At 73.9% G+C, this 22,517-nt stretch carries 20 protein-coding genes; 12 read left to right on the forward strand and 8 right to left on the reverse strand.

Going from position 1 to position 22,517, the window contains the following annotated elements:
• Positions 1 to 237 precede the first annotated feature (237 nt).
• Entirely contained in the window at positions 238 to 834 is a 597-nt protein-coding gene (locus tag Plo01_RS01630) for a CBS domain-containing protein (RefSeq protein ID WP_203888653.1), read from the forward strand.
• A gap of 152 nt (positions 835 to 986) precedes the next feature.
• On the opposite strand, the gene Plo01_RS01635 is transcribed toward Plo01_RS01630, so the two are convergent.
• Positions 987 to 3,113, reverse strand: a complete 2,127-nt coding sequence (locus Plo01_RS01635; protein ID WP_203888654.1) for an alpha/beta fold hydrolase — start codon at positions 3,111 to 3,113, stop codon at positions 987 to 989.
• A 61-nt stretch (positions 3,114 to 3,174) separates the two neighbouring features.
• Complete coding sequence (locus Plo01_RS01640; protein WP_203888655.1) at positions 3,175 to 4,230, reverse strand: class I SAM-dependent methyltransferase; 1,056 nt, start codon at positions 4,228 to 4,230, stop codon at positions 3,175 to 3,177.
• Positions 4,231 to 4,365: 135 nt separating this feature from the next.
• On the opposite strand from Plo01_RS01640, the gene Plo01_RS01645 reads away from it, so the two are divergent.
• Positions 4,366 to 7,506, forward strand: a complete 3,141-nt coding sequence (locus tag Plo01_RS01645) for an ATP-binding protein (protein WP_203888656.1) — start codon at positions 4,366 to 4,368, stop codon at positions 7,504 to 7,506.
• Positions 7,507 to 7,630: 124 nt separating this feature from the next.
• Here the strand turns inward: Plo01_RS01645 and Plo01_RS01650 are convergent, their stop codons facing one another.
• Positions 7,631 to 9,772, reverse strand: a complete 2,142-nt coding sequence (locus Plo01_RS01650; protein ID WP_203888657.1) for a hypothetical protein — start codon at positions 9,770 to 9,772, stop codon at positions 7,631 to 7,633.
• 230 nt (positions 9,773 to 10,002) lie between these two features.
• Here Plo01_RS01650 and Plo01_RS01655 point away from each other — a divergent pair, with 230 nt between their 5' ends.
• The 4 genes from Plo01_RS01655 (at position 10,003) to Plo01_RS01670 (ending at position 12,463) form a co-directional block, all read left to right on the forward strand.
• Entirely contained in the window at positions 10,003 to 10,533 is a 531-nt protein-coding gene (locus Plo01_RS01655) for an SRPBCC family protein (RefSeq protein WP_203888658.1), read from the forward strand.
• Positions 10,534 to 10,695: 162 nt separating this feature from the next.
• On the forward strand, positions 10,696 to 11,013 hold the full coding sequence (locus Plo01_RS01660) for an STAS domain-containing protein (protein ID WP_203888659.1): 318 nt from the start codon (positions 10,696 to 10,698) through the stop codon (positions 11,011 to 11,013).
• A gap of 38 nt (positions 11,014 to 11,051) precedes the next feature.
• Entirely contained in the window at positions 11,052 to 11,777 is a 726-nt protein-coding gene (locus tag Plo01_RS01665) for a hypothetical protein (protein WP_203888660.1), read from the forward strand.
• 86 nt (positions 11,778 to 11,863) lie between these two features.
• Positions 11,864 to 12,463 carry a GNAT family N-acetyltransferase gene (locus Plo01_RS01670; RefSeq protein ID WP_203888661.1) on the forward strand — a complete coding sequence of 200 codons (600 nt, stop codon included), beginning with the start codon at positions 11,864 to 11,866 and terminating at the stop codon, positions 12,461 to 12,463.
• A 133-nt stretch (positions 12,464 to 12,596) separates the two neighbouring features.
• Here the strand turns inward: Plo01_RS01670 and argG are convergent, their stop codons facing one another.
• Positions 12,597 to 14,045: an argininosuccinate synthase gene (gene argG, locus Plo01_RS01675; protein ID WP_203888662.1), complete on the reverse strand. Its 1,449-nt coding sequence runs from the start codon at positions 14,043 to 14,045 to the stop codon at positions 12,597 to 12,599.
• A 129-nt stretch (positions 14,046 to 14,174) separates the two neighbouring features.
• On the opposite strand from argG, the gene Plo01_RS01680 reads away from it, so the two are divergent.
• Complete coding sequence (locus Plo01_RS01680) at positions 14,175 to 14,717, forward strand: class I SAM-dependent methyltransferase (RefSeq protein ID WP_203888663.1); 543 nt, start codon at positions 14,175 to 14,177, stop codon at positions 14,715 to 14,717.
• Positions 14,718 to 14,743: 26 nt separating this feature from the next.
• On the opposite strand, the gene Plo01_RS01685 is transcribed toward Plo01_RS01680, so the two are convergent.
• Positions 14,744 to 15,913 carry an amidohydrolase family protein gene (locus tag Plo01_RS01685; RefSeq protein WP_203888664.1) on the reverse strand — a complete coding sequence of 390 codons (1,170 nt, stop codon included), beginning with the start codon at positions 15,911 to 15,913 and terminating at the stop codon, positions 14,744 to 14,746.
• Between the two features lie 403 nt (positions 15,914 to 16,316).
• Here Plo01_RS01685 and Plo01_RS01690 point away from each other — a divergent pair, with 403 nt between their 5' ends.
• Both Plo01_RS01690 and Plo01_RS01695 read left to right on the forward strand, forming a co-directional pair.
• Positions 16,317 to 16,862, forward strand: coding sequence for a dihydrofolate reductase family protein (locus tag Plo01_RS01690; protein ID WP_203888665.1), 546 nt, complete (start codon positions 16,317 to 16,319; stop codon positions 16,860 to 16,862).
• Positions 16,863 to 17,087: 225 nt separating this feature from the next.
• The gene (locus Plo01_RS01695; RefSeq protein ID WP_203888666.1) at positions 17,088 to 17,954 is read left to right on the forward strand and encodes a GAF domain-containing protein; all 867 of its coding nucleotides are present in this window, start codon (positions 17,088 to 17,090) and stop codon (positions 17,952 to 17,954) included.
• A 77-nt stretch (positions 17,955 to 18,031) separates the two neighbouring features.
• Here the strand turns inward: Plo01_RS01695 and Plo01_RS01700 are convergent, their stop codons facing one another.
• Positions 18,032 to 18,466 (reverse strand): hypothetical protein, encoded by a 435-nt coding sequence (locus tag Plo01_RS01700; protein ID WP_203888667.1) that lies wholly within the window; start codon positions 18,464 to 18,466, stop codon positions 18,032 to 18,034.
• A 235-nt stretch (positions 18,467 to 18,701) separates the two neighbouring features.
• Here Plo01_RS01700 and Plo01_RS01705 point away from each other — a divergent pair, with 235 nt between their 5' ends.
• Positions 18,702 to 19,274, forward strand: a complete 573-nt coding sequence (locus Plo01_RS01705) for a TetR/AcrR family transcriptional regulator (RefSeq protein WP_203888668.1) — start codon at positions 18,702 to 18,704, stop codon at positions 19,272 to 19,274.
• Positions 19,275 to 19,302: 28 nt separating this feature from the next.
• Here Plo01_RS01705 and Plo01_RS01710 read toward each other — a convergent pair whose 3' ends face one another.
• Positions 19,303 to 19,896 (reverse strand): TetR/AcrR family transcriptional regulator, encoded by a 594-nt coding sequence (locus Plo01_RS01710; RefSeq protein WP_239315790.1) that lies wholly within the window; start codon positions 19,894 to 19,896, stop codon positions 19,303 to 19,305.
• Between the two features lie 84 nt (positions 19,897 to 19,980).
• On the opposite strand from Plo01_RS01710, the gene Plo01_RS01715 reads away from it, so the two are divergent.
• On the forward strand, positions 19,981 to 20,484 hold the full coding sequence (locus Plo01_RS01715; RefSeq protein WP_203888669.1) for a hypothetical protein: 504 nt from the start codon (positions 19,981 to 19,983) through the stop codon (positions 20,482 to 20,484).
• Positions 20,481 to 21,563, forward strand: coding sequence for a s-methyl-5-thioribose-1-phosphate isomerase (locus Plo01_RS01720; protein WP_203888670.1), 1,083 nt, complete (start codon positions 20,481 to 20,483; stop codon positions 21,561 to 21,563). Before Plo01_RS01715 ends, Plo01_RS01720 begins: the two co-directional genes overlap by 4 nt.
• 6 nt (positions 21,564 to 21,569) lie before the next feature.
• Here the strand turns inward: Plo01_RS01720 and Plo01_RS01725 are convergent, their stop codons facing one another.
• Complete coding sequence (locus Plo01_RS01725) at positions 21,570 to 22,268, reverse strand: hypothetical protein (protein WP_203888671.1); 699 nt, start codon at positions 22,266 to 22,268, stop codon at positions 21,570 to 21,572.
• Positions 22,269 to 22,517 lie beyond the last annotated feature (249 nt).

Here is a 22,517-nt window from a genome sequence, read left to right on the forward strand (position 1 = left end):
CGGACCTCGGGTCCGCGCCCGCCGTCGTCGTCCCGGTACGGCCGCGCGTGCCTTACGGCGGCGGACTTCCGGGACGCGAGGTCGGGTGACAAAGGACTTCCGGCCCTCCACACGGGGCCGCCGCTGGGGTGAGATGGGATCAGGCGACCCCACGCCGCTCTTGAGGAGGCGATGTGTGAAGGCCGGTGGGGTTGTGGCCCGTCATAACGACTCCGCATCTCGAATGGGACGGTAGCGATGCTGGTACGCGATGTCATGAGCAGCCCGGTCGTCACGGTCTCCCCCGACGACTCGGTACGCGAGGCCGTCCGGGTGCTGTACACCCACAACATCACCGCCGCCCCCGTGGTGGACGACTCGGGCGCCCTCGCCGGGATCGTCAGCGAGATGGACCTGCTCCAGGGCGAGTTCCAGCCCGATCCGCGCGCCACGGTACGGGCCGTGCCGGGCAACGCCGCCCCACCGCCGCACCGGGTGGCGGAGGTGATGACGCGCGAGGTGGTCACCGTCTCGCCCGTCACGGACGCCGTCCAGCTGGTCGGCCTGCTCGTCGCCAAGCGGGTCAAGAGCCTGCCGGTCGTGCAGAACGACCGGGTGGTCGGCATGGTCAGCCGCCGCGACCTGATGGCCATGCTGGCCCGGTCCGACAAGAAGCTCCGTGAGGACGTGCTCGCCGCGCTGCACGAGCAGTATCCCTTCGGGCCCCGCTGGGAGGTCACCGTGCGCGACGGCGTCGCCGAACTGCGCGGGCACGCCGGCGTCCACCACGACCAGATCGCCGACCTGCTGGCACGCACGGTTCCCGGGATCGTCCGGGTCCGGCACCTCGGGTAGAGGATCACTCCGCGGCCCCGGGACGCCCTGAGAATCCGCCGACCGCGCGTCCTCACAGCTGATCGTGCGTCCTCACGGCAGCCTGTGCAGCCTCACAGCAGCCCGTGCGTCCTCACAGCAGCCTGTGCAGCCTCACAGCAGCCCGTGCGTCCTCACAGCAGCCCGGCCAGGAGCGCGGCGGCGCGCGCGGCCCCGTCCCCCGGGACGGGACGGTACTCGACCGGGCGGCCGATCTCGGCGGCGATGGTCTCGGCCAGCAGGCCGGGGTCCAGGTCGGCGTAGTCCAGCCGCCTGCCGGCCCCGTGGCGGCGCAGCCGGTGGGCGACGTGGAACTGCTGCTCGAAGTGGTTGCGGAGCGGGACGTAGACGAACGGCCGCGCGGCCGCGGTGAGCTCCATGCAGGTCGTCAGCCCGCCCTGGACCACCGCCAGGTCGCAGGCGGCCAGGTGGCGGTGGAGGTCGGGGACCCACGAGCGCACCTCCAGCCCGGGACGGGACGGCAGCCGGGACGGATCGACCCGCGGCCCGGCGACCACGACCATGCGCAGGCCGGGCACGCGCCGCGCGGCCTCGGGGAAGGCGGCCGCGACCCGCCCCAGGAGGTCGCCGCCGACGCCGGAGCCCCCGGCGCTCACCAGGCACACCGGCTCCCCCGGCCGGTAGCCGAGCTCGGCGCGGAGCGCCTCCCGGTCGGTGTGCGCGGCCGGGTCGAAACCGGTGACGTACCCGGCGAAGTCGTAGTGGGCCTCGGTCCACTCCCGGATCGACGGCAGCCCCGGCCCGAAGCGACCCCCGACCACGTCCTCGGGATCGCCGACGAACACGGCGCGGTCGCGCAGGCGCGGGAAGCGTTCGACCCGCCCGATCATCTCGGCGTTGTGGTCGGCGGCGACCAGCGCCTCCCGCTCGCCGCCCGCGGGCATCGGCAGCATGCCCACGAAGTCGGTGAGCCAGGCGTAGGCGAACCGCTTCAGCTCCGGATTCTCGTGCAGGAAGTGGTCGACCTCCCACGCCTCGTCCCCGACGACCAGGTCGTACGGCTCGTCCCGCACGACGTCGTGGAAGACCATGAAGTTGGCCAGCAGGATCTCGTCCATCCGCCGCAGCGCCTGGAAGCAGTGCAGGTCGTGCTCGCCCGCCTCGCTCTCGACGTGCGCGGACTCGCAGGCCAGCCAGCGGCTCGCGGGGTGCACCCGCTCCCCCGCCGCCTCCAGCGCCCGGGTGACCGGGTCCTGCGCGAGCCAGTCGATCCGCACGTCCGGGTGGAGGGCGCGCAGCTCGCGGGCTATCGCCACGTCCCTGCGGGCGTGCCCGAGCCCGATCGGGGAGCACAGGTACAGCACCCGGCGCGGCCGGCGGCTCCACCGGCTCCAGGTCCGCCGCGGCTCCGGCGGGGCGAACCGCGCGGCGAAGTCGTGGACGAGCAGGTTCACCCGGACCGGGTCGCGGACCATGGGCAGGTGGCCGCCGCCCTCGACCACCTCCAGCCGTCCGCCGGTCAGCTCGGCGAGCGCGACGCCGCACTCGGGCGGGACGACGCGGTCGCCGTCGCCCTGGATCACCAGCACCGGGCCGGTGACGCGGGCGCACCAGGCCCGGACCGTCTCCTCGTCGGCGCGCTCCGCCCGGCTCTCGGCGACCAGCACCTCGCCGGTGGTCTCCAGGCCCCACGCCACCCCGTCCTCGATCGCCTTGGTGGAGTGGGGCTCGGAGAAGCACTGGCCGAAGAAGAACCAGAGGAAGTCCTCGTGGTCCTCGATCCAGTAGCCCCGGTTGTACTTGTACCAGTGTTCGGGCGGGTCGTGGCGGCCCCGCCGTACCGCCGAGGGCTCCATCGCGGGCGGCGGGCCGTCCAGGTTCGGCGGGCCGTACCGGACGAGCGGCACGGAGGGGCAGAGGGCGACGGTCCCGAGGACCCGGCCGGGGTGCTCGGCCGCCAGTCCGAGCGCCCAGTTCACGGCCCTCGACATCCCGGCGACCACCGCCCGGTCGGTTCCCGTCGCGTCCAGGACCGCCAGCGCGTAGCCGATCTGCGCCCGCCACGCGTAGGCGGCGGGCGCGAGCGGCCGGTCCGAGCGTCCGTTGCCCGGGCCGTCGTAGAGCACCACGCGGTGGTGCCGGGCCAGGAAGGCGAGCTGCATCTTCCAGACCTGCTTGTGCACGATCGTCCAGGTCGGCAGGAGCAGGACGGTGGGCCCGCCGGTGCCGTGCACCTCGTAGTGGATCTTCACTCCGCCGTGCTCGACGAAGCCCTCGGAGTCCGCCTGTCTCGCCTTCATGGCCCGGCCTTTCAGGGACGTTCCCCGTCTTCTCGGGGACTTCCAGCGACTTTCAGGACTTTCAGGGACGCGCCTCGTACACCATGTTGAACGGATTCTCCGCGACCTTCCGGAAGCGGGTGAACCCGGCGTCGGAGGCGAGCCTCCGGATCGGCGCCTCGCCCGCCTGCGCTCCGAGGGCGTACCCGCCGGCCTGCGACATCGCGTTGGGCACGCACAGGAAGGTCGAGAACGAGTAGTAGACGCGCCCGATCGGGTTGAGGTTGGCGGCGACGCTGTCGCCCGCCGCGGGCTCGACCACCATCCAGGTGCCGTCGGGGGCCAGCGACTCCCGGATGTGCCGGGCCGCGCCGAGCGGGTCGCCCATGTCGTGCAGGCAGTCGAAGGAGGTGACCAGGTCGTACGGCCCGCCGCCGAACGTCTGCGCGGAGGCGGCCTCGAAGGCGACCCGGCCGTCCAGGCCCGCCTCGGCCGCCCGGACCTCGGCCTGCTTGACCGACTCGGCGTGGTAGTCGGAACCGGTGAAGGTCGACTCGGGGTAGGCCCGCGCCATCAGCACCGTGGAAGCGCCGTGCCCGCAGCCGACGTCGGCCACGCGCGCCCCGGCGCGGAGCTTGTCCTCCACGCCGGTGAGCGCGGGGATCCAGGTCGTGACCAGGTTGGCGGCGTATCCCGGGCGGAAGAACCGCTCGCAGCCGGTGAACACCTCGGGGTCGTGCTCGTGCCAGCCGACGCCGCCGCCGGTGCGGAACGCCTCGATGATCTGCTCCTGGGCGCGCAGCGCGCCGACGGCGAGCTGGAAGGCCCCGGGGACGAACACCGCGCCGTCCGGGTCGGTCAGCGCGAACGCCTGCTCCTCGGTGAGCCAGTAGGTCCCGCTCGCGACGTCGTACTCCACGTAGCCGCCGGCGGCCTGGCCGCGCAACCACTCCTCCGCGTACCGGGGGTGGGTGCCGGTCCGCTCGGCGAGCGCCTCCGGCCGGAGCGGCCCGTCCGTCAGCGCGCGGTACAGTCCCAGCCGCTCGCCCACGACCACGTTGCCCGCGGCCATCGCGCCGCCCAGGTCGCCGACGAACTTGAGCAGGAACTCCATGAGCTTGTCCTGATCGACCGCCATGATCGATCTCCCCTCTGTCCGGATCGCCGCGAATCGCTATGAATCGCCGCAGATCGCCGTGGATTCGTGTAGATCGCTCCAGATTCCTCGGAACCGTTGCAGGAACGTTGCAGAGCGAAGGCAAGACTTGGGGGCGTGGGCGACGAGATCGAACTGCGGCTGGCGGGAACCCTGGCCGTCGGCCGGGCCGGCGAGATCCGCTCGGCCGGCGCGGTGGGCAGCCGTCAGGCGCGCACGCTGCTGGCCCTCCTGGCGGTACGGCGCGGCAGCCTCGTCCCCGCCGACGCCATCGCCGACGCGCTGTGGGGCGGCGCCCCGCCGTCACGGCCCGCGCAGAACCTGGCCACGCTGGTCAGCCGGTTGCGCACGACGTTCGGGCCCGACCTGATCACCGGGGGGCGCGGCGGCTACCGGCTCGGTCCCGGCGTCGCCGTCGACCTGGACCGGGCGGCGGAGCTGGTCGGCGAGGCCGAGAACCGGCTCACCGGCGGGGAGCCCGCGCTCGCGCTGGCCGCCGCGCGCGGCGCGGCGGACCTGCTGGCGGCGGAGGTGCTCGTGGACCAGCCCGACGCGCTGTGGGCCGAGCCCGCGCGCGCCGGCCGGGCCGGGTTGCTGCGCCGGGCCCGGCACGCCGCGGCCGAGGCGGCGATCCGCACCAGGAATCCGGCCGGGGCCGTCGCGGCGGCGGAGGCGGCGATCGGCGCCGACCCCCTCGACGAGGCCGCCCACCGGCTGCTGATGCGCGCCCACGAGGCCGCCGGGGAGCCGGGCCGGGCGCTGGCGGCCTACGAGAGGCTGCGGGAGACGCTCGCCGAAGAGCTCGGCGCCGACCCCGCCCGCATCACGCGGGACCTGCACGAGGCCATCCTGCGGGAGCGGACGGCCACCGGGCAGGTCGTCGGCGAGGCCGCGCCCACCGGCCCCGAAGGCGGATTCACCGGCCGCCGGGCCGAACTGGCGCGGCTGGCCGCCGCCTGGGAGGACGCGGTGCACGCCCGGTCGCGGCTGGTGCTGCTCACCGGCGAGGCCGGCATCGGGAAGACGAGCCTGGCCGAGCGGGCCGCCCGGATCGTGCTCGACGGCGGCGGCCGGGTGGTCTCGACGCGCTGTTTCGAGGTGGAACGCTCCCTCTTCCTCCAGCCGTTCACCGAGCTGCTGACGCAGCTCGCGGGCGGGCTGTCCGCCGCCGAGCTGCGGGAGGCGGCGGGCGACCGGGCCGCCGCGCTGGCCCGGCTGGTGCCCGACGTCGCCGCCGCGCTCCCCGGCGCGATGGCCGAGCACGCCAGCGCGGAGACGGAGCGCCGCTGGACCTACGAGGCCATCGCCCTGTTCCTGCGGCGCATGTGCGCCCGCCAGCCGGTCCTGCTGGTCCTGGACGACCTGCACCACGCCAGCATGGCCACGATCGAGCTGCTCCACTACCTCGCCGCCCGCTCGGGGTCCGGCCGGCTGCTCGCGCTGGCGACCGTGCGGGCCGAGGAGGGCCGGCACGTCCTGGACCTGCTGGGAGAGGTCGCCGAGCAGGTCGAGGTGGGGCCGCTGGACCCGGCCGCCGTCGCCCGGCTGGCCGCCGCCGCGGGCCACGCGGAGCTGGCCGGCCAGATCGGGGAGCGCACCCGGGGCCACCCGCTGTTCGTGGTCGAGACGTTGCGGGCGCTGGCGGCGGGCGAGTCGGGCATCCCCGCCTCGCTGCGGACCAGCGTGCTGGCGCGGGTACGGCGCGCGGGCGAACCGGCCGAGGAGCTGCTGCGCGCCGCGGCGGTCCTCGGGCCGTCGTTCTCCCCGGAGACGGTGGCGGGCCTGCTCGGCATCGGGGTGCGGGAGGCGGCCCGCCGCTGCGAGCGGATCCTCGCCGCCCGGCTGAGCGTCGTCACCGGCCGGGTCTACGAGTTCGCCAACGACCTGGTCCAGGAGATCCTGTACGACAGCGTCCCCGCGCCGACCCGGGCCGCCTACCACCGTGCCGCGGCGGATCTCCTGGCCGGCAACCCGGAGGCCGTCGCCCGGCACAGCGCCGCCGCGGAGGACTGGCCGAGGGCCGCCCGCGGCTGGCTCACCGCGGGCCAGCGCGCCATGGCCGGATACGCGGTCGACGACGCCAAGGGGCTGCTCGACCTCGCGCTCGACGCGGCGACCCGGGCGGCGGACCCCGAACTGCGGGGCCAGGCGCACCTCCACCGGGGCCGGGTCAACGAGATGGCGTTCCGGTACGAGGAGGCGCTCGTCGACCACGAGGCCGCGGTGGAACTGGCCCGGGTCACCGGTGACCGCCGGCTGGAGATGAACGCGCTGCGCCAGCTCGGCGGCGCGGCCTGGGCCGGGGTCGGGCGGTCCGTCGACGAGGGGGCCGCGCACCTGATGTCCGCGCTCCGGCACGCGACGCTGCTGGGCGACCACGGCGCCGAGGCCCACCTGCTCGGCTGGCTGGCCGTGGTCGGCAGCAACCGGCTGCTGCTCGCCGACGCGCTCGCGTACGGCGAGCGGGCGCTGGCCGCGGCGCGGCTGTCCGGCGACGACCACGCCCGCGCCGCCGCCCTGGACGGGCTGAAGACGGTCCGCGCCCACCTGGGCGAGATGCCCGCGCTCGGCCGCCTGATCGGCGAGCTGGAGCCGTTGCTGCGGCGGCTCGGCGACCTGTGGCTGCTGCAGTGGTGCGTCTTCGAGTCCGCGCTGCCGGCGGCCGCGACCGGGGCGTGGGACGAGGCGGCGGCCCGGATGTCGGAGGCGCTGGCCGTCAACCGGCGCAGCGGCTACACCGGCTACGAGAAGTGGTACGTCGCCCACCTGGGCTGGATCGCCCGGCTCCGGGGCCGCCACGACGACGCGGTCCGTTACGGCCGTCGATCGCTCGACCTGGACGCGCACGCCTGGTGGAGTGCGGCGGCCCTCGGCATGCACGCGACCACCCTGATCGAGATCGGTGAGACCCGGGAGGCCGCCGCGATCCTGGAGCGCGGCCTGGAGGACCACACACTGCCTGACGCCCAGGCGTACCGGTTGCGCTGCCTGGCCCCGCTGGCGGAGGCGACCGGCTCCCGCGCGCTCCTCGACGAGGCCGACGCGATGCTGGGCGCCGTCCAGGCGCCGCCCGGCACGGCCTGGCTGCAGGGCACGGACGCCTACGTGTCGGTGGCCCGGGCCCGGCTCGCCCGCGGCGAACCGCGCGAGGCGCTCCGCGTGCTGAAGCCCCTGCTCACCGCCGCGTCCCAGGCCGGCTGGCTGGCCCCGGCGGCCGCGGCCCGGGACCTGGCCGCCCGCTGCCGTGCGGAGCTCTGAGCCACCGGACGCAACCCCCGATCACCGGGCAGGTCTCCGAGCCGTCCCGTCCGGGTCACTGCGGAACTCCGGACCACCGGGCGGCCCCACGTCGCCGGGCAGGCTCCGAGCCGTCCCGTCCGGATCATTCCCGCAGGTCTCCGAGCGCCACCACGGCGTCGTCGGGCACGTCGGCGACCCGCAGCAGCTCGCCGCTGGACACCCGCCAGGCCAGCAGCCGGGACGGCCCGCCCCTGCTGGCGAAGAGCACGGTGTCCTCGTCATACCAGCCCATCACCTGGCAGCATCCCTTCCACCGGTCCATCCCCGGCACCTTGAGGGCCGCGACCTGCTCGCCGGTCACGGCGTCGAGCACGACGACCGCCTCGGCCTCGAGCCGGCCGCCCGAGCCGAACACGTCGCCGGCGACGCGCCCGCCACGCAGCCAGGCCGATCCCCACCACTCACCGGTCCCCACGGTGAGCCGGGGATTCTCGCGGGCCAGCAGGTTCCCCGAGGCGTCCCAGCGGGTCAGCTCCGTCTTCGCGGGCCCCGTGACGCCCAGCCGGTGGAGATCCGAGGCGCTGCGCAACCGGTGGAGATCCGTGCCCGGTTCGCCGCCGGCCACGGTTCCGAAGCCGGGATACGGCTGCCGCCCGGCCTTTCCGGTCCGGCTGTCGACGAGGAACACCGTCTCCTCCTGCTCGACCACGAGGGTGACGCCGTCCGGACGCCAGGAGACGATCTCGTTGAAGCCCGGCAGCGGCCAGCGGCGGGAGGTCCCGTCGGTCAGGTCCGCCACCACGACCTCATTCCGCTGCGGGAAGGCGGCCCGGCGGCCGTCGGGGCTGAGCGAGGTGCCGTTCAGCGGGAGGTGCGCGTTGCCGTGCCGGTCGGTCGGCCGGGTGAGCTCGACCCCGTCCAGCTCACGCAGCCCTCCGTCCACGTCCAGGGCGAACACCCGGTCGAGATCGCCCTCGCCGTACCGCTGGAACAACGCCAGCGCCCGCGTCATCGGCGCGGCGGACAGCGGTACGGCGCCGTCCGTCGAGAGCGTCTCCGGCAGCGCGGTCGCCAGCCGCGGCAGCCGCCCTTCCCCGGCCCTGTCGGCGCCGACCCTGACGCCCGGGGCCACCTGCCTGGCGATCACCGTGGCCGGCGGCGACGCCGTCGCGGACCCCGCGGGCCCGGACCCCGACGGTACGGCCCGCGCGGGTGCGGTGATCGCCGCCGACGGATCGTGCGCGGGCCCCGCCCCGCTCAACCGGGGCCAGACCATCACGGCCGTCAGGGCCACGGTCAGGACGACGGCCGAGGACACCGCCCAGACCGCCCAGCGCGGCCTCCGCGGCCTCCCGGCGCCGCCGAACACCCCGCCACCCCATGCCCCGCTGTCGAGCACCTCGGCTCCCCGCACCTCACCGCCGGGCGCCCCGCCGCCCCGCGCCCCGACGCCGGGCGCCTCCCGATCGTCCACCGTCCCGCCTCTCCTGCCCGAGGAATGATCCACCAGCCAGTACCGGCGGGCGCCGGGAAAGGTTCCCGGCCTCTTCAAAGGTTCCCGGTCTCTTCCCGGGAGCGGGGATCTCCGCGGGGACGAGAAGGCCACGGATCCGCGGGGACGGGCGGGCGACGGCGGCGCGTCGGCGCCGAGCTCGTCCGAGGCTATCTTCCGCGCCGCCCCGGCGAGGACGTCGGCGACCTGGACCCGCGGGTCCGAGCGGGAGTCGACGAGCGTCAGAGCCGCCAGCCCCCTCCCGGCGGGCGGCGGACGACGGCGGGACACGGCGCGGATCAGGTCGTTGAACGCCCCCAGGAACGCCTGCCAGCGTTCCCGGCCGAAGGCGGCCGCGCCCTCGCGGTACAGGGCGACGGCCAGGGCCCCGGCCTCACGGGTCCGGCACGATCCCGCGTCCGCCGTACAGGTGACGTCCCCGGCGAGCAGATCGGCGATCTTCCCCACCGCGAAGAAGGTCTTGTCGACCAGATGGACGTGGGCCCTCCCCCGGATCGGTCCCGACGGCCCGAGCAGCCATACGAGAGCCGCCCGGTGTTTCGCGCGGAGCAGGATGTTGGCCTTGTACTCCGTCGCCGGGGAGGGCGCCCTGTCCCGTATCTCCCGCATGCAGTCCGCCGCCGCGCCGACGGTCAGCCCGACGCCGGCGTGGGCGAACACGTCGGTGTTCCCTCCGATGAGCTTCTCGCCCTCCGGACCGGACTCGTCGCAGGCGATCTCCAGGACGGTGGCGGGACCCGCCGCCGGCGCCGGACCGGAGGGCGGGCCCACGCCACGATCGTCTGTTCGCGCCCCGCAGAAGAACGCGGAATCACCGAGCACCGGCACATCCACCATCCAAGTGAGCTCCGCACGGCCGGTCCACCCGATTTCCCGCGCCGGTGTCCGGATCGGTCGGATGACCGGTTCTGCATCCGGTGAACGGCCGCCGGGCGGGCGGGGCGGATGACGACCGGACATACTTACCCACGAGTAATGGATCATCGGAGGAGGGATGGGTCATGCGCTATCCGGACGGCCCCGCGACGGAGCACGAAGTGCACATCCAGGCGGAACCGGCCCGGGTGTGGGAGCTGGTGACCGACATCGAGCTGCCCGCCCGCTTCAGCCCCGAGCTGCGCCGCGTGCGCTGGCTCGACGCCGCCGACCGGCCGGCGGTGGGCGCCCGCTTCGAGGGCCGCAACCACAACTCGATCATGGGCGAGTGGCGGACCGTCTCGTACGTGACCGAGCTGGACGCCCCGCGCGCGTTCGCCTGGGCCGTGGTCGACCCCGACGGCCGGTTCGGCGGCGGCGCCGCCGATCCGCGCGCCCCGATGGCCACCTGGCGGTTCGACCTCCGCCCCGGCTCCGGCGGCACCCTGCTGCGGCAGAGCGTCCGCCTCGGCCCGGCGCGCTCCGGGGTCAGCCTGGCGATCGACCGCATGCCGGAGAAGGAGGAGGCCATCGTCCGGCACCGGCTCACCGATCTGCTCGCCGGGATCCAGGCCACGCTCCAGGGCGTCAAAACCCTCGCCGAGCGGCCGCGGTGACGCGGGAACGGCGCCTCACCGCGTGAAGCAAGCGTCTGTTACCCTGCTCCCAGGTGTGCCGGGAAGACCGGTCGGCTCCGTCCCCGCCCCTCGGCCGGGAGAGTCACCGCACGGCCCGCGGCACCCCGTCTCCATCCCCCCGCACCAGCCCGGACCCGTGTCGTGAACGATGAGGAACACTCCTCCGGCGGCCTGCACGTGGACGTTCAGCCCTACACCGACCTGACCGTCCTCCACCTGACCGGCCACCTGAGCGGGGCGACCGCCCCGATGCTCCACGTGCTGCTGGCCAAGGCGCTGGCCGCGCGCGTCCCGCCGGTCGTGATCGTGGACGCCCGGGGGCTCAGCGTGATCGACCCGTCCGGCTGGGCCATCCTCGACGCCGCCGACCGGCACGCCCGCGACTCCGGCGGCCGGGTGATCGTCACGGGCGGCGGGAATCGGCTCGTGACTTCGCCGGCCCCCCGGGAGATCATGTAGGGGATCGTCCCGGAAGGGACGGGCGAAAGGGGCGGACCTTGACGCAGCACGCTTCGGACATCGGCGAGGCGCCCGCCGGCTTGGGCGCGGAGACGCTCGACGCGATCCGGCGTTCCGTCGGGACGCGGTCCCGCCGATGGCTGCTCGCGATCACTCTGCTGCTGGGCCTGCTGGCCGCCGCGGCGGTGACCGCGGGGGTACGGCCCGCCGATCGGACGTTCGCCGCCCTCTCGGAACCGGTGCAGATGCTGATGTCCGTCACGGTTCCGTTCCTCGGCGCCCTGCTCGCCAATGACCTGCGGCGGGCGCCCCGGACGCCCCGGCTCGCCCCCACCCTGCTGGCGGCGGCGCTGCTGGCCGCGGGCGCCGGCGTCTTCGGGGTCCTGGCCTGCGCCGGCGCGCTCGCGGTCGCCTCGCCCGCCACCGCCCAGGACCCGTGGAGCCACGCCGGGACCGTCGCGGCGGGCGGTGTGCTGGTGCAGGTCGTCGCCCAGCTGGTCGGCACCGGGCTGGGGCTGCTGATGCGCTCGCCCGTCGTCGCGTCCCTCGCCAGCGTCGCGCTGCCGCTGGGCCTGTGGGCCGCGCTGGGCGGCGTGGACGTCCTCCGTCCCGCCCAGGAGTGGCTCACGCCGTACGCCGCCGCGCAGAACCTGCTCTCCGGTCGGATGAGCGCGGTGATGTGGGCGCAGTGGCTCGTCGTCCTCCTGGTCTGGGGCAGGGGCCTGAACGCCGCGGGCATGGCACGGCTGACCCGGATAGTGTGACGGCCACCGCTGCTTGCCCACCGCCGCCGACACGGTGATGGGTGATCCCGTACCGGCCGCGCCGGCGTGCGAGTGAGGAGTTCACCATGGAGGACGAGGAGATCGCGGCCCGCCGCCCCGCCCCGCGGGCCGAGGAGACGGCGCCGGCCCCCGCTCCGGGCGGCGGCGCGCGCCCCGCGGCCGTCCCGCCCGGTATCGTCATCCGCCCGCTGCGCGAGGCCGACGCCGACCAGGTCCTGGCCATCTACCAGGCGGGACTCGACACCGGCGACGCCAGCTTCGAGACCACCGCGCCCAGCTGGGAGGTCTTCAGCCGGGACAAGGTGCCGGGCCTGAGCCGCGTCGCCGCCGACGCCGCGACCGGGCGGCTCCTGGGCTGGGTCGCCGCCTCACCGGTGTCCGGCCGCTGCGTGTACGCCGGGGTCGTCGAGCACAGCGTCTACGTCCACCCCGGCTGCCAGGCGCGCGGCGTCGGCCGCGCGCTGCTGAGCGCCTTCATCGCCGCCAGCGAGGACGCCGGGATCTGGACCGTCCAGAGCGGCGTCTTCCCGGAGAACACCGCCAGCCTGTCCCTGCACCGGGCGCTGGGCTTCCGGGTCGTCGGCACCCGCGAGCGCGTCGGCCGCCACCACGGCCTCTGGCGCGACGTGGTCCTCCTGGAACGGCGGAGTCCGGTGGTCGGCTGAAGCACCCGGAGGCGACGGGAGCCGGAAGGACCGGAGCCGCCCGGCCCCGCGCGGGCACGGCGGGCAAGGACCGGAGCCGCTCAACCCCGCGCGGGCACGGCGGGAAGCGCCCGCCGGGCCACCTCGGACTCCGTCAGTCGGTGCCGGACTCCATGGCGGCGAGGTCGAGCAGCTCGTCGTCGCCGGGAGCCTCTCCGCGGGAGGCGATCGCCTCGGCCCCGCCCTCGGACATCGCGCCGATCAGCCCGGTCGCGGCCGCCTGCGCGGCGCCGACCAGGGCCGCGGGCCGGCTGCCGACCATGCCGAGCCTGGAGTACTGCTCCAGCCGGGCGCGGGAGTCGGCGATGTCGAGGTTGCGCATGGTCAGCTGACCGATGCGGTCGACCGGTCCGAAGGCGGAGTCCTCGGTCCGCTCCATGGAGAGCTTGTCCGGGTGGTAGCTGAGCGCCGGTCCGGAGGTGTCCAGGAGGGAGTAGTCCTCACCGCGCCGCAGCCGCAGGGTCACCTCGCCGGTGATCGCCATGCCGACCCAGCGCTGCAGCGACTCGCGCAGCATCAGCGCCTGCGGGTCCAGCCAGCGGCCCTCGTACAGCAGCCGGCCCAGCTGCCGTCCCTGGGTGTAGTAGACGGCGAGGGTGTCCTCGTTGTGGATCGCGTTGACCAGCCGCTCGTACGCCGCGTGCAGCAGCGCCATGCCCGGCGCCTCGTAGATGCCCCGGCTCTTGGCCTCGATGATCCGGTTCTCGATCTGGTCGGACATGCCCAGGCCGTGGCGGCCGCCGATGGCGTTGGCCTCCAGCACCAGGTCGACGGCGGAGGCGAATTCCTTGCCGTTGATCGTCACCGGCCGCCCCTGCTCGAAGCCGATCGTGACGTCCTCGGGGGCGATCTCCACGGCGGGGTCCCAGAACCGCACGCCCATGATCGGCTCGACGAGCTCGATTCCCGTGTCGAGGTGCTCGAGCCGCTTGGCCTCGTGGGTCGCGCCCCAGATGTTCGCGTCGGTGGAGTATGCCTTCTCCGTGCTGTCCCGGTAGGGCAGGCCGTGGGCGAGCAGCCACTCCGACATCTCCTTGCGCCCGCCGAGCTCGCTGACGAAGTCGGCGTCCAGCCACGGCTTGTAGATCCGCAGGGAGGGGTTGGCGAGCAGGCCGTACCGGTAGAACCGCTCGATGTCGTTGCCCTTGAAGGTCGAGCCGTCGCCCCAGATCTGCACGTCGTCCTCGAGCATCGCGCGCACCAGCAGGGTGCCCGTGACGGCCCGTCCGAGCGGGGTGGTGTTGAAGTAGGCGCGGCCGCCGGAGCGGATGTGGAACGCCCCGCAGGCCAGGGCCGCCAGCCCTTCCTCGACGAGGGCCGCCCGGCAGTCGACCAGCCGGGCCACCTCCGCGCCGTAAGCCGTGGCGCGCCCGGGCACCGAGGCGATGTCGGGCTCGTCGTACTGGCCGATGTCGGCGGTATAGGTGCACGGCACTGCACCCTTCTCGCGCATCCACGCGACCGCTACCGAGGTGTCGAGGCCGCCGGAGAAGGCGATTCCGACACGTTCACCGACAGGCAGGGAGGTGAGCACTTTAGACACGGGTAGAAGTATATGCACACCAACGCATGAACATGCAACGCGGGCCGGACTCCGGCGCAGCCGGACCACCGGGACCCGCTTGGTACCGGTGGGTCGCCCACGTGTCCCCTGTTCGCCGATCATGTGGTCATGACGGGAAAATCGATACCCGAACGTCTGTCCTGGGCGGTGGAGACGCTGGATCTCGCCCCGTCCGACCGGGTCCTGGAGATCGGATGCGGCCGCGGCGTCGCGGCCGCGCTCGTCCTCGGCCGCCTCGCGGGGGGATCCCTCACCGCCGTCGACCGGTCGGACACGGCCGTCGAGGCGGCCAGGCTGCGCAACGGGGAGCACGTGGCGGCCGGCACGGCGCGCTTCCTGGTGACGGCGCTGGAGGACGCCGAGTTCGCCGACGCCTCCTTCGACAAGATCTTCTCGGTCAACGTCAACCTGTTCTGGACGCGATCCCCCGCGCGGGAGCTGGCCGCTCTGCGCCGCTGGCTCGCTCCCGCCGGGAGCCTCCGGCTGTGCTGGGAGCCGCCGGGGCCGGAACGGGCGCGGGAGATCGCCGCGAAGGTCTCGGCGGTCCTGGCGGAGCACGGCTTCGAGACCACCACGCTGACCGGCCGGACCTCCTCCTCGGCCGGCCTGGTGTGCGTCGTGGGCCGGCCCCGTGAAGAACCGCCGGGGTGACTCCGCGACATGCCGCGCGGACGGCCTCAGCGGATGCGGTGGCCGAGCCGGAACACGGCCCGCACGTCGAACAGCGCGGCCGGGTCGGCCAGGGGATCGCCCGCCACCGCGAGGATGTCGGCGTCCATTCCGGGCGCCAGCCGTCCCTTGCGACGGTCGAGGCGGCACAACCGGGCCGGCAGCGAGGTGACCGCGCGCAGGGCCTCCAGCGGCGGCCAGCCGAACATGCGGACCGCCATGCCGATCGCGTGCGGCAGCACGTCGTGCGGCTTCGGCGGGCCGATCCCGGCGTCGGTGCCGAAGACGATGGTGGCGCCGGCCTGCCGGAGCCGGGCGAAGAGGTCGGTCAGCGCGGCCATCCTGGCGACGATCCGCGGCGGTATCGTCCCTCCCGGGACGGCCCCGAGCGTCGCCGACACCACCACTCCGGTGCGGACCAGCCTCTCGATGACCTCCGGCATGGCCCCGACGCCGTCCTCGGTGAAGAACGAGCAGTGCTCGACGGAGTCGACGCCGGCCTCGACCGCGTCCGCGATCGCCTGGCCCGCGTGCGCGTGCGCGCTGACCGGCAGGTCCAGCCGGCGGGCTTCGTCCACGGCCGCCCGCAACTCGTCGATCCCGTACTGGGGGATGTGGGAGTGGGTGCCGGGGGTGAGCTCGCCGCCGCTCGCCATGATCTTGATGACGTCCACTCCCCGCTCGGCGCGTGCGCGCACCGCCGCGCGCACGCCCTCGACGCCGTCGGCTTCGCCGCCCAGGTACCAGCAGTGACCGCGGGTCGTGGTGATCGGCGGCCCGGCGGTGAGCAGGTGCGGGCCCGCCGCGGGGTCGCGGGCGAACTCCGCGCGGAGCAGCAGCCCGAGGTAGCCGCGGTCGCCCAGGTCGCGGACGGTGGTGATGCCGGCGGCCAGCGCGGTGCGGGCCGCGGCCCGCATGCCTTCGAGGGCCTGGGCGTCGTCGCGGGCGGCCAGCGCGCCGACCGGGTCGGCGCCGGCGTCGAACGCGAGATGCACGTGGGCGTCGATCAGGCCGGGCAGCAGCGTCGCGTCGCCCAGATCGACCAGTTCGGCGCCGGAGGGGACGGCGCCGTCGTGCCGCACGGACACGACGCGGCCGTCCTCGACGATCACTGCGGGCTCGCCGGCGAGAACCGTCTTGTCTCCGTCGAACAGGCGAGCCGCCCGGATGACCTGCATCGATCGTCCTCCTCACGTCATGGGCGACACCGGATGGAGACGCCCCGTGCGCATCACGACTATGGACGCCGAAGCCCCGCCCCGCATGAGTACGGCCATGCTCAATTCCTCCGGCCGCACTCACCACGGACGCCCAGGTCGCCGGGGAAATCATCGGGAGGCGGAGCCGGTCCTCCCGGCCCGCGGGCGGTTCGCCTCCGGATTCCGCGCGTCCCGGCGCGGAAAATGTCGTAGCGAGGCCTTAGTTTCGTGGTGTGCCGAGTCGAGCGGCCTCCGCCCGTGAGCCCGTCGAACAGGTCGGGGCCCGCCGCGCTCGATTCGCCACTTCACGCTGACGTTCACACGGGCGGCCCGCAGGATCGCGGGCCGCGTCCCACCCCCCCGACGACACAGGAGCAGAGCCATGGGCAAGATCGTCTCGAACTTCTTCATCTCGCTGGACGGCGTGGTCGAATCCCCCGACCAGTGGCACTTCCCCTACTTCAACGACGAGATGGGCGCCGTGGTCGGCGAGGGCATGCAGAACGCGGCGGCCTTCCTGATGGGCCGCACCCTGTATGAGGAGTGGTCATCCTACTGGACCACCACCGACCAGGACCAGGAGTTCGCCGCCTTCATCAACGGCCTGCCCAAGTACGTCGTGTCCAGCACCCTGGAGAAGGCCGAGTGGAACAACACCACCGTCGTCTCCGGCGACGTCGCGGCCCAGCTGCGCGAGATCAAGCAGCAGACCGCCGGCGACATCCAGATGTCCGGCTCGGCCACGACCGTGCGCTGGCTGCTGGCCAACGGGCTGCTCGACGAGCTGCACCTGCTGGTCCACCCGATCGCCGTCGGCCACGGCCGGCGGCTGTTCGAGGACACCCCGACCCACCCGCTGAAGCTGGTCAAGTCCGCGACGTTCCAGACCGGCGTGCTCGACCTGATCTACGTTCCGGCCGCCGGGTGACCGACGCCTCCGGGGGACGCCGCCGTGACCCGGGCCCGCGGTCACGGCGGCCCCGATCGCCCGAGTCACGGTTTCGCCCCCCCTCGCCGAGGAGATCGCTCTAGCCTGGTTTCACGCCGAAGGAAAAGCTGGGGAGAGTGAGTTAGGGCTTTAATCCTTTTATGTGATAGTTCTGGCAGGGCTCTTTCCAACTGCATGCACGCGTGTGGGAGGCGGGATATTCCGATGGAGACGGCCTCCGCGTTCACCCCGGAGCCGCACGACGGCTCTCCGGCCGCGCACGACAGTGCCCCGGCCCCCGCCCACGCGACGCGGGAGCGGCTGGCGGCGGTGCGCCGCTACGAGATCCTCGACGCTCCGACGGACGGAACCTTCGACGAGATCGCCCAGATCGCCGCCGACGTCTTCGAGACGCCCATCGCGACGGTGACCATCGTCGACGCCGACAGGGTGTGGTTCGCCGCGTGCCAGGGGCTGGAAGGCGTCACACAGATCGGCACCGAGCCCGGCCTGTGCGCCTCGGCCGTGCTCTCCGACGACCTGTACGTGGTCCGTGACGCGGCCGTCGACCCGCGGACCCTCGACCACCCGCTGGTCCGGGGCGAGCTGGGCCTGCGGTTCTACGCCGCCGCCCCGATCATCACCGACGACGGCCACCGTCTCGGCACGGTCAACGTGATCGACCAGCAGCCCCGCAAGATCACCCCGATGCAGGAATCCGTCCTGTCCCAGCTCGCCAAGGTGGTCGCCCGCCATCTCGACCTGCGCCTGGCCACGCTCCGCGCCGTACGCGCCGAGCAGGAGCTGCGGGCCGACGCCGAACGGCGCGCCGCCGCGGCGGCCGAACTCGCCGAGCGGCTGCGCCAGTCCGTCTCCGCGCACCACGGCGGCGAGCGTCCCGAGACCTGCGAGCTCGGCGGCGCGCGGCAGCGGTGCCCGCAGCAGGCCGAGCTGAAGATCGTCGACGGGTGGGGCAACGCCGCCTGGGGGTGCCTGTCGCACGCGGAGGAGTCCCTGTTCGCGTCCGGCACGTTCATCGCCAACCCGGAGCAGGCCGGCCTGGCCGCGTATCTCAACCGCAAGGGCTACTGACCGCGCGCGAAAGCGGATCCCGCGGCGCGCGGAATTCCACGCCCCGCGAAACTCCACGCCCCGCGGAATTCCACGCCCTATCGCAGCGGGAGCCAGGAGGGCCACCAGGGCGGGAGGCAGCCGCCCGGAGTTCCCCCGGCGGCGACGTCATAAAGAATCATCGCGGTCGGACCGGCCGAAGCGACGAGGACGGCGAGAACCATCAGGACGCCCCTCAGCCAGCCGCGCTTCGCGAACCTCGGCAGGTGGGCGATCAGGCCGACCGGAAGAGAGACGAGAGCCGAGCCGCCCGCGACGATCGGGAACACGAGGAACCGGCTCATCGCCCAGACGAACCCGGCGAGCCCCTCTCCCGCGCCCAGGTCACCGAGGCAATGTCGTTGCGCCCGAACCACCAGAACGATATCGACGAACGTTCCCAGCGTCGCGTAGGTCAGCGCGACGGCCATTACTATTCCGCAGCCCATGACCCAGAACACATCATTTGTTCCTGGAGTGCTTTTCTCGGCCACGACGCCATCAAAACAGACTCCTATGACGGCCGGGCGCAGGGAGTGTGAGAATACGGTGCAGGAATCGCCTTCGAGATTCGCGATGCGAGCGGGGGCGGCGACGGCGCGCGCCGAGGAGGACGGCTGCCCGCCGCGCAGGCCGCCGGTCCGCGAAGAGTCTTTCCATGTTGGATGACATAGGCCGTATCAATCAGCACCCGGGCTGCCGTACGGCATAGCTGGTTAGATGGTCCGCATGGCCACGCGACGCGCGGAGACGACCGAAGAGAGCCGCCGCCTGCTGGTGGCGGCCGCCGCCGGGCTCTTCGCCGAGAAGGGATACCGGCAGACGAGTTTCGTCGACATCGCCGAGAGGGCCGGCATCAGCCGCGGCTCCATCCCCTGGCACTTCGGCAACAAGCTGGGCCTGCTGAAGGCGGTGCTCGACGACCGGCTCCAGACCGTGCTGACCGGGGTCGCCCCGCCCGGCGACGACCGCTCCGGAGACCCGCTGGACCAGGTCATGGACTTCATCCGGCTGCCCGCCACGCGCCTGTTCATCACCCTGCTCGCCGAGGCCGTGGAGGTGGACTCGCCGATCCGCGAGCACTACGCGCAGCTCCACTCGGCGCTCCGGCAGGCGGTGCAGTCCCGGATACCGGCCGGAGCAGTGCCCGCGGGAACCACCCCGGAGGCGTTCACGGTCCTGCTGGTCGGGGCCGTCATCGGCGTTCACGCCCAGTGGCGGATCGCCCCCGAGGCGGTGGACCTCGAAGCCGTCCAGGCCGCGATCCGCGCCCTGGCTCTGGCCGGTCCCCGTTCCGGATGAAACGTCCCGCGCCCGGCCGGGGCGCGCGTCACCGCGGGCCCTCCCGGTCCGCGGCGGCGGTCGTCGAGGGACGGTCGAGCAGCAGGTCGGCCGCTCGGGCGAGGACCTGGCCCCGGGTACGGCCGCCGTGGTCGGCGGCGAGGAAGTGCTCGCCGATCGCCACGCAGAAGGCGAGCAGGCTGCGGGCTTCGACCTCGTCGGAATCGGAGCAGAAGGTGCCGATCATCTCGCGGAGCAGCGCCATGCGCCGGTTGTCCACCCGCCGCAGGCGCTCGGCGACCGCCTCGTCGCGCCGCGCCCAGTCACGGATCGCCAGGTCGATCGGGAGCAGACGGTCACTGGAGAAGGTGAGCACGCCCGCACGCAGGGCCTTGGTCCTCGCGTCGCCGCCCTCCCGTTCGACGCGGTCGATCACCTCGTCGGTGCTCTCGCGCTCCCAGGCGTCCAGCATCGCCTCCAGCAGCGCGTCACGGTCGGCGAAGAACCCGTAGAACCCGCCTTTCGTGACGCCGAGCCGTTTGGCCAGCGCCTCGACGCGTACGGCGTCCGGGCCGCCGGCGGCCAGCGCCCGCAGCCCTTCCTCGATCCACCTGTCACGCGGCGTGCGGATCGTGCCCACCATGCGCCCCACCTCCTATATACGCCACCGTATAAATGAGCTAGCCTGGGTTTATACGGTAGCGTATACATGAACGGAGAGAGCGATATGACCGTCGGATCTGTTGACGGCGTCATAGGGACGCCCGGCATCCCCGAGTCCGTCCGCGCGCTCAGCTCGTTGCCCGGCATCGACTACGCCGACCGGTTCACCCTCTCCACCGACCTCGACGCGTCACCGGAGCGGTGGGCCCGGGCGATGTTCGGCGACGTCCCCAGCCCCGGGGAGCTGCTGATCTGGCGCGGTCTCCTCGGTCTCCGGCTCAGCCCGGGACGGTCACCGGCCACCGTGGCCGGATGGCTGATCGGCGGCCGGGGCGACGGCTGGATCCGGCTCGAGGCGGCGTCCTGGTTCCTGTCCTGCAACCTCCTGGTCCAGACAGCCGGCGGGCGGGTGTCGCTGACGACCTTCCTGCGCTACGACCGGCGTCTGGGCCATGGCGTGTGGCCCCCGCTGTCCGCCGTCCACCGCCGGCTCGCACCCGGGCTGCTCCGCGGCGCCGCGGCCCGGGTGGCGCTCGACTCCCCCCGGCGGAAGGAGGGGACGGCATGAGCGGACCGGTGCTCGCCGCGTCCGTACGGTACGCGGACGACGGCGCGGTGGAGATCCTCGACCGCCGTGTCTACCCGTTCGAGGTGAGCTGGGTGCGCTGCGCGACCAGCGAGGACGTGGCGGTGGCCATCGAGCGCATGGTGACGCAGAGCACGGGGCCGCTGTTCGCGGCCACGGCCGGCATGGTGCTGGGGGCGCGCGAGGCCCGCGGCGACGGACCACGGGAGGCGGCCGCGCGACTGCGCGCCGTGGGGGCGCGGCTGGTCGCCACCCGGCCGACCAACAACCACATCCGCGACGCGGTGCACGCCGTCCTGTCGGCGACCGTGGACGGAGACGGGGATCCCAGCGGGGAAGATCCCGGTGGGGAAAATCCCGGCGGCGGTCGTGCGCGGCTCGCCGGGGACGAGCTGGTGGCGGCGGTCGAGGCGGCGGCACACGCACACGAAACCGCCTATCTCGCTAAGAACGCCGCCCTGGGAGAGCACGCCGCCTCACTGCTCGACGACGGCACGCGGGTTCTCACTCACTGCTGGGCCGACACGTTCCTGATCGCGACGGTACGGGCGGCGCAGGCCGCGGGCAAACGTCTGGAGTTCGTCTGCACCGAGACCCGCCCGTACCTGCAGGGCGCCCGGCTGACCGCCGCGGCGCTGGTCGAGATGGGCTACCGGCCGACGCTGATCACCGACGGCATGGTGGCCGCCGCCCTGTCCGACGGACTGGCCGACGTGGCGCTGACCGCCGCCGACCGGGTGACGCTGGACGGCCACGTGATCAACAAGGTGGGCACGCTCGGCGTCGCCCTGGCCGCCCGCGCCTTCGGCGTCCCGTTCTACGTGCTCATCGACGCCCCGGACCCGCAGGCCCCGACCGCCGCCGACGTGGTGATCGAGCGACGCGACGGCGACGAGGTGCTGCACGCGCTCGGGCGGCGCACCGCCGCCGAGGGCGTCACCGGCTACTACCCGGCCTTCGACGTGACCCCGCCCCACCTGGTGACCCGCATCGTGACCGAGCGCGGGATCTACCGCCCCGACGGCGTGCGGGAGAGCCTGGAGGTGCGGGAGAGCCGGTGAGACACGTCACGGCCGGGCGGTCGCCGACCGGCCTCCGGCCGCCTTGAGCCGCAGGCCCGACCGCTCGTGGAAGGACGCGAGCGCGTCCGGCGCCGCCGCCCCGACGCGCACCGTCGAGGTGATGTGGGAGTAACTGGCCAGGATCCGGGCCGGCCGGTCGATGAAGCTCAGCCAGTCGCCGCCCCGGCAGGCCTCCCGCGAGCCGACGTACTCCAGCAGCGACTCGACGGTCTCCAGCTGCCCTTTCCGCAACCGGCAGGTGGCCTGGTACGGCAGCGACATCACCGCCTGCTTGCAGGCGACGTTGAGCAGGAAAGCCGACAGCCTGCGGAACTCGCTGAACCACCGCTCCCCGGGGCCGGCCCGGCCGTGAACGCGGGGATCGGGCCAGCCGACGTCGTCCGGGCGCGCGCTCCACTGCGCGGGCCACCGGTTCTCCCCGCAGAAGATCAGCCACCCGTCCTCGACCGCCAGGTGCTCGGGGGCGCGCAGCCGGAAGGTGTGCTCGTACCCGCCGGCGCCCATCAGCTCCGCATGCCGTCCGGCCACCGTGTAGTAGTCGCGCAGAGCCTGCGGCAGGCCGATCCCGAGACGCTCCTCGGCCGTCGTGATCTCGGCGCCGGCACACCCGCTCTCCGGCGTCCACTCGCCGTACGCGGTCGCCATGACGTCCCGGAGCCACTCCTCGATCACGCCGCGCTCCACCGTTCGATCCGTCGTCCGAGACGGGCCGTGCCCCGTCGCCGGTGATCATAGAGCGCGGCTCCGCCACGCGCTCGGCGTGCGGGACACCGGTGACAGCCCGGCCCCGTGCCCGGTCGCCCGGCTGACCGATCCATCGGAGCGCCGCCCCGGGGCTCAGGGCCGGAGCGCGGGGCCGGAGCGCGGGGCCGGAGCGCGGGGCCGGAGCGCGGGGCCGGAGCGCGGGGCCGGAGCGCGGGGCCGGAGCGCGGG

The sequence above is a fragment of the Planobispora longispora genome (assembly GCF_016863135.1).
GTDB classification, from domain to species: domain Bacteria; phylum Actinomycetota; class Actinomycetes; order Streptosporangiales; family Streptosporangiaceae; genus Planobispora; species Planobispora longispora.